Annotated in this window: 7 protein-coding genes and 1 tRNA gene; 7 read left to right on the forward strand and 1 reads right to left on the reverse strand. The window is 58.8% G+C overall.

Annotated features, from left to right (window positions below; translation table 11 throughout):
• Positions 1-25: 25 nt before the first annotated feature.
• The 3 genes from DWB67_RS09010 to DWB67_RS09020 are packed head-to-tail and all read left to right on the forward strand — an operon-like array spanning position 26 to position 3,857.
• Positions 26-1,720, forward strand: coding sequence for a capsule biosynthesis protein (locus tag DWB67_RS09010; protein WP_255418610.1), 1,695 nt, complete (start codon positions 26-28; stop codon positions 1,718-1,720).
• On the forward strand, positions 1,717-2,559 hold the full coding sequence (gene kdsA / locus DWB67_RS09015) for a 3-deoxy-8-phosphooctulonate synthase (protein WP_119807194.1): 843 nt from the start codon (positions 1,717-1,719) through the stop codon (positions 2,557-2,559). The genes DWB67_RS09010 and kdsA overlap by 4 nt, the downstream gene beginning before the upstream one ends.
• The gene (locus tag DWB67_RS09020) at positions 2,556-3,857 is read left to right on the forward strand and encodes a mechanosensitive ion channel domain-containing protein (RefSeq protein ID WP_119807195.1); all 1,302 of its coding nucleotides are present in this window, start codon (positions 2,556-2,558) and stop codon (positions 3,855-3,857) included. The genes kdsA and DWB67_RS09020 overlap by 4 nt, the downstream gene beginning before the upstream one ends.
• On the opposite strand, the gene DWB67_RS09025 is transcribed toward DWB67_RS09020, so the two are convergent.
• A complete protein-coding gene (locus tag DWB67_RS09025; protein ID WP_119807196.1) occupies positions 3,854-5,029 on the reverse strand; it encodes an NAD(P)/FAD-dependent oxidoreductase in 1,176 nt (391 codons plus the stop codon). The two genes, DWB67_RS09020 and DWB67_RS09025, sit on opposite strands and share 4 nt — an antisense overlap.
• A 94-nt stretch (positions 5,030-5,123) precedes the next feature.
• Between DWB67_RS09025 and DWB67_RS09030 the strand changes: the two genes are divergently transcribed.
• The 4 genes from DWB67_RS09030 (at position 5,124) to DWB67_RS09045 (ending at position 8,388) form a co-directional block, all read left to right on the forward strand.
• Positions 5,124-5,198 (forward strand) — tRNA-Gln (locus tag DWB67_RS09030).
• Between the two features lie 115 nt (positions 5,199-5,313).
• Complete coding sequence (locus DWB67_RS09035; protein WP_119807197.1) at positions 5,314-5,532, forward strand: DUF6538 domain-containing protein; 219 nt, start codon at positions 5,314-5,316, stop codon at positions 5,530-5,532.
• A 135-nt stretch (positions 5,533-5,667) separates the two neighbouring features.
• Entirely contained in the window at positions 5,668-7,131 is a 1,464-nt protein-coding gene (locus tag DWB67_RS09040) for a site-specific integrase (RefSeq protein WP_147385916.1), read from the forward strand.
• A 264-nt stretch (positions 7,132-7,395) separates the two neighbouring features.
• Positions 7,396-8,388 carry a phospholipase D family protein gene (locus DWB67_RS09045; protein ID WP_119807199.1) on the forward strand — a complete coding sequence of 331 codons (993 nt, stop codon included), beginning with the start codon at positions 7,396-7,398 and terminating at the stop codon, positions 8,386-8,388.
• The last annotated feature ends 215 nt before the right edge of the window (positions 8,389-8,603 follow it).

Below are 8,603 nucleotides of genomic sequence, written 5' to 3' on the forward strand. Positions count from 1 at the left end.
AGCGTCGCCGGCAGACGATCAGAATGTGACGCAATCTGCGGCTGGCGAAGCCCCTGCCCCTGCCCCTGCATCAACCGTCCGGCTTGAAGTGTCGCGCAAACCCGCCCCCAAAGCCGATGAGGCAGAAGACGCGCGCCTGCAGAAATTTCTGGCCACAGAACCGATCGACGACGGGTTCGGCGACCTTCGCATGACCCCGCCGAAAGCGACAGAGCCTTCAACAGATGATCAGACAGCTCCGGTCTCGGACGAACAACTGGCCGCAATTCGCGCTGAAAAGCTGACCGAACGACAGTTGCGTATCGCGGGCCGGATTGCGGAAATGCACAAGATCGAGTTTTCCTCGAACGAGGAGGCGTTGATCCGCCTGCGTGAAAGGGGCATCGATCCGTCCCATCGCAGCGCCGTCGGAAAGATCCTATCGACCGAAGGCAATCGTGTTCAGGGTGGCGGCACCTCTTTGGCCCCCAAAACACCCGAGCCCCGCCCCGCGGGCCTACCTGCCGTCACTCCGGGTGATGCGCGCGGCAAACCGCCTGCAATGCCATCACGCGAAGATCTGACAGAAGAAAAACGGGCCGCGGAAATCTATCGCATCCAGCGCGATCTGGCACGCCGTCGCCGCAAGCGGATGATGATGCTGGCCTTCCGGCTGCTGTTCTTCGTTGTTATTCCGACATTTGCCGTGGGCTGGTATTACACCAAGGTCGCATCGCCGCTTTATGCCACCTTTACCCAGTTCCAGATCCAGACCGCCGATAGTGGATCGGGCAGCAGTATGAGCAGCCTTCTAGGCAGTTCAGGGGTGGGCACAAATACGGATTCGGTCGCAGTCCAAAGCTATCTGACGTCACGCGATGCGATGCTGCGTCTTGATGCCGATAAGGGTTTCAAACGCGCCTATCAGGACCCCAATATCGATCCGGTCAAAAGACTGGCCGAGGATGCCACGAACGAGGCGACGTTCAGCGTCTATCAGGATTCGGTTAAAATCGGATATGATCCGACCGAAGGCGTGTTGAACATGGAGGTCATCGCCCCCGATCCCGTGCTAAGTCAGGAATTTTCGCTATCCTTAATTTCCTATGCGGAACAACAGGTTGATGCGATGACCTCACGTATGCGTTCGGATCAGATGGACGGTGCCATCCAGACCTATGAGGATGCTGAATCTAAAATGCTGGCGGCGCAGATGCGGGTGCAGGAATTGCAGCAAAGCCTTGGCGTTCTTGATCCTGTTGCCGAAAGTTCGGTTGTCATGGGGAAGGTGTCCGAACTGGAAAGCCAGCTTACGGCAAAACAGCTGGAGCTGGGACAACTTCTGGCCAATTCGCAGCCACTGCAAAGCCGTGTGGATGCCGTGCGTGGCGATATTTCCCGTCTGCGTGATCTGATCAGTGAGACTCGTTTGCAACTGACCGAAAGCAGCGACAGCCGCAATTCACTGGCGGCCATCGGTGGTCAGCTGCGCGTGGCCGAGGCGGAAATGGCGACCCGTCAGGAAATGCTGGCGGCTTCGGCTGCACAGATGGAAACGGCGCGGATCGAGGCGAACAAGCAAACGCGCTATCTGTCCTTGTCTGTTTCGCCGATCGCACCGGATGAAGCGACCTATCCCAAAGCGTTCCAGAATACGATCGTGGCATTCCTGATCTTTTCAGGTATCTACCTGATGCTGTCCCTGACGGCCTCCATCCTTCGCGAACAGGTGTCCACATGACGCATCACAAGCATATCAATATCGGCCCGATCACCTGCGGCAACGACTTGCCGCTGACGGTCATCGCCGGTCCATGCCAGCTGGAATCGCTGGACCACGCGATGATGATCGCCGAAAAAATGGCCGAGGCTTGCGCCGCAGCCGGTGCCAGCTTTGTCTTCAAGGCCAGCTATGACAAGGCGAACCGGACATCCCTGTCGGGTCGCCGTGGATTGGGGATCGAAGAAGGTCTGGATATTCTAGCCACCGTGCGCGACCGTATCGGCTGTCCGATCCTGACGGACATCCACGATGCCGAACAGGCGATCCGCGCAGCCGAGGTCGTGGATATCATCCAGATCCCGGCCTTTCTGTGCCGCCAGACCGACCTGTTGCTGGTCGCGGGCAAGACCGGCGCGGTGATCAATATCAAGAAAGGGCAGTTCCTTGCGCCTTGGGATATGCCGAATGTCGCGGCCAAAGTCGCCTCGACAGGTAACGAGAATATCCTGCTGACCGAACGTGGTGCCAGCTTCGGTTATAACACTTTGGTTGCTGACATGCGGTCGTTACCCATAATGGCGCGCACCGGTTATCCGGTCATCATGGACGCCACCCATTCGGTACAACAGCCGGGTGGTCAGGGCGGATCATCGGGCGGGCAGCGTGAATTTGCTCCGGTGATGGCGCGCGCAGCTGTGGCGCTTGGGGTTGCCGGTGTCTTTATTGAAACGCATGAAGACCCTGACAACGCGCCTTCGGATGGGCCGAACATGATCCATCTTCACCAGATGCCCGCGGTGATCGCATCACTGATGTCCTTTGATCGTCTTGCAAAGGCCGACCCGCTTTTCGCATGATCCGTTTCGCGCTGATCTTTGCCCTGATCTTCATGACGGCCCCTGCATTTTCGCAAGGGCCGCCTGAGAATCTGGCCCCGACGGGGGCGATTTCGACCCATGACGATGGCATCACCGATCTGGCCATCCTGAACCGGATTTCCAGTATTCTGGCGCAACTACCTGATTTTGATAAAATTACCGCGCAGGTCGACGCAGGCATCGTCAGCTTGTCCGGTGAGGTGACAGAACAGCCGACCGTCGAACGGCTGAAAACTCTGATTGCCCGCGTCGAAGGCGTCGTCGCCATCGAGGACCGTGTCAGCCTGTCCACCGACCTTGGAACCCGTCTTGAATCGGTACGTGAAAGGTTCCAATCGCGTCTGACACAAGTGATCGCAGGCCTGCCCTTTATGGGTCTGGGCCTGACCGTCGGGGCCGTCATTGTGTTGGCGGGGGGCTGGCTGTCACGCCGTGACCGGACTTTGGCAAGTATCGCGCCCAATCCGTTCATCGCCGGCTTTCTGGCGCAGGCCATCCGTTTGTGCACATGGGTCGTTGCCTTGGTCGTTGCACTTGATTTGATGGGCGCGCGGGCTCTGCTGGGTACCTTGCTGGGTGCTGCGGGTATCTTCGGCCTTTCGCTCAGCTTTGCGGCACGCGACACGATCGAGGGCTTTGTGGCGACAATGATCCTGTCCCTGCGCCAGCCCTTCAACCCCAATGACCTGATCGAGGTGAACGGCCAGCGGGGTCGCGTTATCCGTCTGACCAGCCGCGGCACGACGCTTCTGACGCTGGATGGCAATCATATCCGTATCCCGAACCAGATCATCTATAAAGCAACGCTGACGAATTACACGCTGAACCCCGAACGTCGCTTTATGGTCAATCTGACCATTGATCCGGCGGCAGATCTGGGGCGCGCGCGTGATCTGGTGCTGCGTACGCTGGCCAATATGGACTTTGTGCTGAAGCGCCCAGAACCCATTGCGTGGCTGGATGCCGAAGGCCCCGAACATGTCGTAATCCGCGCAGGTGGCTGGGTGTCACAGGACGGGACTGATTTCGATCTGGCGCAGGGTGAGGCGTTCCGTTTGCTGCGCTATGAACTGAATGCCAAAGGCTATTTGCTGCCAGAGCCCGTCCACCGCATCCGCCTTGAACAGCCCGAAGAAGAAGCCCCTTTGCGGACCCGCCCTGTGCGCCCCGCTGACCGGCGCCTTGCCGACCCCGCACCGGACGCCGCATTCGAGGAAATGGTCGAACGCGGCCGCGTGGACGATGGCCGCGACCTGCTCTCCCCCGGATCGCGCTAGGGCGCGCGACCGGCCGCATCGGCAGAGGCCCATGCCCATTGAAAGTTGTACCCGCCCAGCCAGCCGGTCACATCGACACATTCGCCGATGAAATACAGTCCCGGCACACTACGGGCCTGCATCGTCTTTGCAGCCAGATCACGCGTGTCGATGCCGCCCAAAGTCACCTCGGCGGTGCGATAACCCTCGGTTCCGACGGGGCGCAGTTTCCAGCGGTTCACCCGTGCGCCCAGTTTGTCCAGCACCGCATTCGGCTGATCGGCCAGCCGTGCCTTGGCCAGACCCATTTCGGCAATCACCGCCTGCGCCAGTTTGTCCGGCAACAGATATCCCAAGGCAGTCGACACCGCGATTTTTCCGCTTTCCTGCTTTTGCTGCTTTAACGCCGCTGCAACATCACGGTCAGGGCAAAGATCGATCTGCATTTCCTCACCCACCTGCCAGAAGCTGGAAATCTGCAAGATAACCGGACCGCTTAACCCCCGATGCGTGAACAACAGTGCATCGCGGAATGACCCGCCGCCGTGATCGATCCGCGCATCGACCGACAGGCCGGCCAAGGGTTTGCAAAGCGCCAGATCCTGTTCGGCAAATGTCAGCGGCACAAGTCCGGCGCGGGTATCGACAAGGCGCAACCCGAATTGCCGCGCCAGATCATAGGCGATGCCCGTGGCGCCGATCTTGGGGATGGATTTCCCCCCGGTCGCGACAACCACCCGTGCTGTGCGAATCGCGCCACCGGATGTCCGAATCACAAACCCCTCTGATTCGCGTTCAACCGAATCGATCGTCGTTCGCAGGCGCAGTTCCGCGCCCTGCATCCTGACCAGCAACATATCTGTGATTTGCGTCGCCTTTCCGTCGCAAAAAAGCTGACCCAAAGTCTTTTCATGCCACGCAATTCCCGCCTGATCGACCAGCGCCACGAAATCGCTTGGCTTATAGCGCGCCAAGGCGCTGGCCGCGAAACGACGGTTACTGGACAGGAACCTGTCGGGCGCCGTTGCCATATTCGTAAAGTTGCATCTTCCGCCGCCGGAAATGCGAATTTTCTCGGCTGGTGTCGCCGCGTGGTCCAGCACCAGAACGCGCCTTCCCTGCCCGACGGCAGAGCCTGCACAAAATAATCCGGCCGCACCGGCCCCTAAAATCACAAGATCAAACTGTTCCATAAGGCTCGGATACCGTTGAATAAAAAAATGAGCAAGATTTTTGAAATTTCGACTTGCACCCCCCCGCGACCTTCTCTAGACACCCTCACACAGTTGGGGCGTAGCCAAGTGGTAAGGCATCGGTTTTTGGTACCGTGTATCGTAGGTTCGAATCCTACCGCCCCAGCCAATATCTTCTAAGTCGTTGAACTATATCGTCTTATCGAAGACGGACAGCCGATCTGGACCATTGTCCATCATCACTGTCCATCATGGCGTCTGTGTCCCCAGCTAAGGGACCCACCATGGGCATTGCCAATTTCATCTTCCGTCGGGGCGCGATCTACACGTGGCGTCGCCGCATTCCCAAACGTGCCGATTCAGACGCAGCGAACCTGCAGGTTTCCCTTCGCACCGCTTGCCCGTGGACAGCGCGCAGGCTGGCCGTCATCGTGACGGCAGAGAGTGAGAAGGTATTCGACCGCATGGGAATGGATGGTCTGACGCCCGATGTGGCGCGGTAGTGGCTTGAGACGGTAATCCGCGACGAGCTGGAAGACACGGCACGGCGCACACGCGCGGCCTTCCACCTACCGAAGACCGGTAATCCCGTGGAGAGCGTTCACCATGACCGACTGGCGGGCGAGGCCTTGCGCCTAGTGGCGCGCAAGGGTGCAGAGGTCGATCTCGACGAGGACGAACGCCGCGAACTGACCGCGCGTGGCTATTCAGAGGCCGATCTTGACTGGATTAATCACTACCAGCACCACCTTGGTCGTGCTGCCGCCACAGAAGCGATGGAGAACAAGATCAGCCGCCGTGTGGCCAAGATTGCAGGTAAGGAGCGGATCAGCGGGCATGAGTTCTTCGACGCCAAGCGTATCTACCTGAACGGACGCGCAGCGGCCCTACTCTCCTCGAAAGATGGCCTCGAGAGTGGCTTTGAGGACGCCATGCAGATGGCCAGCCGGATTCGGGAGGGAAAGCAACCTGACGGGCCTCAAGCAGCGCCACAGGCCGTTCAGCACCCTGCCCCTGCCCCTGCCCCGGAACCTGAACCCGCCTTCGACCCGGCGCTGGAGGCCGTGGCCGACCGCCTCGCTGGCCGCAAGGAAAAGCGTGGCCGCGTAACTGACAAGACCGCCTACCAGATCCGCAAGACCGCCGAACTGTTGCGCGAAGCGACCGGGGTGGGTGACATCCGCATGCTGCGGCAAGAGCACCTCATGGCATTCAGCAACATCATGCACGCCCTGCCCCCGACTTATCGCAAGACCCCGAAGGAACGGGAGATGACTCTACAGGAGATCATCACCGCAGCAGAGGCCGCAGGCGGCAAGCAAGGCTTCGCTGCGGCGACGATCAACCGAAACCTCGGCTTCGTCGGCCAGATCATCAAGCATGCACGGTCAGAGGGCATTCCACTCGATCCCCTTCTGGATACGCGGGACCTGCGCGAGACCGACCCCGAGGATGAACAGGACAAGGTGGCCTCATTCAGCCGCGAGGATCTGAAGCGCCTCTTCGCAGGTCCGGTCTGGCAAGGTTGCCTGAGCGCGGGGCGGCGCACGCAGCTCGGTGAAGTGGTGATCAAGGATGCGCTCTACTGGCTGCCGCTGATTGCCGCCTATACAGGCGCACGGCGCGAGGAGATCGCGGGCCTGGCCCGAGAGGACATCGTCACCGAGGACGGCATCCCCGCCTTCCACTTCCGCCCCACCGAAATCAGGCGGCTCAAGAATCGACCCTCGCAGCGCAAGGTGCCGATTCATCCACATTTGTTGGAGCTTGGCTTCATGGAGCACGTCGGCCAGGTTGAGACAGGACAGATCTTCCCTGACCTGAAACAGCGCAAGGGACGCGGCACGCTGTCAGATGCCATTAGCTTCAATTGGCATAAGCTGCTGCACGCGCAGTTGGGCCAGGATGCCGCGAAGAAGAACTTCCACTCCTTCCGCCATTACGTCACCGACGAGCTGCGCTACCAGCAGGAAGTGCCCGAGCTGTCGCGTCATCACCTACTCGGCCATGCCATCAGCTCGGAAGAGGATCGCCGCTACGGACAGCGCACGCCGCTGCCACTGCTGAAGCCGCTGATAGACGCGCTGCCGCGCGTGTTCTGATGGCTGAATACCAACCAAGGTGTATGCAGACCAATGCTATTCCTTGCTGCCTATGTCGGTTTCTGCCCATTGCAGACGGTCGGGAGAGCAGCGACGCCGCAGTGCGGCTTCTCAAGACGGGCCTCTCAGGCTTGCCGCAGCAAGAATGAGCGGGCAACATAGCTGATGCGGGACGTCGCAGACGTTTGATCTTGCAGCCATCCGATCTAAGTTGCAGCAGGTTGGCTAAGATTTTTTTATTTGGCAATTACAAGGAAGTAGTTTTTGACACAGTTTCTCGTCAGCTCAGCCGCCGAGGTTGGAAGCAGTCCAAAGATCAAGAGCATCCTAGCAGGGAAGAATGTCCGCATCGCGTCTGCATTCCTCGGTAAGGGAGCGGAGGATATGATCTCAAAGGGCACTCGCGTGATATGCGACATCAGCATGGGGGGAACCAATCCCGAGGTTCTCGTCGTGCTGTCTGAGAAGATTGGCGACAATCTTCGGCACCTCCCGGACTTTCATGCAAAGGTCTACATTTCTGACGAAGGCTGCGTAATTGGGTCTGCGAATCTCTCCAACCGCGGGGTTGGGTTCCTGTCGCAGGCGACACTCATCGAGGCCTCGGTTTTTCTAGAACCCGACGATAATGCCTCCGAACGTGCAGCAGCTTGGTTCGAGAAGATTTGGGAGGATGCCGACAGCGTCAGCGCCGAGGACATCGACTGGGCCAAGGCTCGTTGGAAAGCAAACAAGCGCGGGGCGCCGTCCGGCCGCAAGAGCGAGGCAAAGACACTACTTGAAGCAATCGCCGGACCGAAAGAGAAGGTGGGCGAATGGGGATATCTGCTCACTCGAGAACAGATCGACCCACGGCTCGAAATGAAGGCGCGCGACCGTTCGTCGGAAGTTTATGAAACAGTCCAATGGGAGCCGAAGGGAAAGCTGGATGTCTACTGTGATCTCGATAAAGCTTCAAAGCTGGACGGTTACTACATCGGCATTCACCGTGGGAAACATGGAGGGATGTCGAGTCAGGCACTTCGCTTCGTCGGGAATTTGACGGTTGAGGATCCAAACGAGCCGGGCGAAAGCCATGTAGTTTCTTATTTTGAGTTGTTGCCATGGTCCGACACTGGGTTCCCGAGCTTGAGCAAGGATGAGAAAAGCAAAAATGGCAATTTCAGCGCCATGATATCCAGAGCCAAAAACAAGCTGGTAGGTCGTCCCATTGCCGCCCAAAAATTGCGTGAACTTTTGGTAGAATCTGTCTCGTAACGCCGTGGGTCATGCGGGCACGACATGCTGAACCGCTCCGGCAAACCCGGAGCGGTTCAGTAATGCCTTGGTCCAGTTCCGGTAGCGTTCCTGCGCGACAGCCAGCAGAGAGGTGGTCGCAGGAATTCGGACCAGTTGCTAAGCTTTAGCGATTGACGAAGGACTGACCTGAGATGACGAAACGAAAGCGCTATTCTGCGGAGTTCAAGGCGAAG

This window comes from Paracoccus sp. JM45, assembly GCF_003590715.1.
In the GTDB taxonomy this organism is placed as follows: domain Bacteria; phylum Pseudomonadota; class Alphaproteobacteria; order Rhodobacterales; family Rhodobacteraceae; genus Paracoccus.

Bases quoted from the DNA above. Each gene is read 5' to 3' on its own strand.
- kdsA (WP_119807194.1), top strand. From the start codon at position 1,717: ATGACGCATCACAAGCATATCAATATCGGCCCGATCACCTGCGGCAAC.
- DWB67_RS09020 (WP_119807195.1), top strand. From the start codon at position 2,556: ATGATCCGTTTCGCGCTGATCTTTGCCCTGATCTTCATGACGGCCCCT.
- DWB67_RS09025 (WP_119807196.1), bottom strand. From the start codon at position 5,029: ATGGAACAGTTTGATCTTGTGATTTTAGGGGCCGGTGCGGCCGGATTA.
- DWB67_RS09035 (WP_119807197.1), top strand. From the start codon at position 5,314: ATGGGCATTGCCAATTTCATCTTCCGTCGGGGCGCGATCTACACGTGG.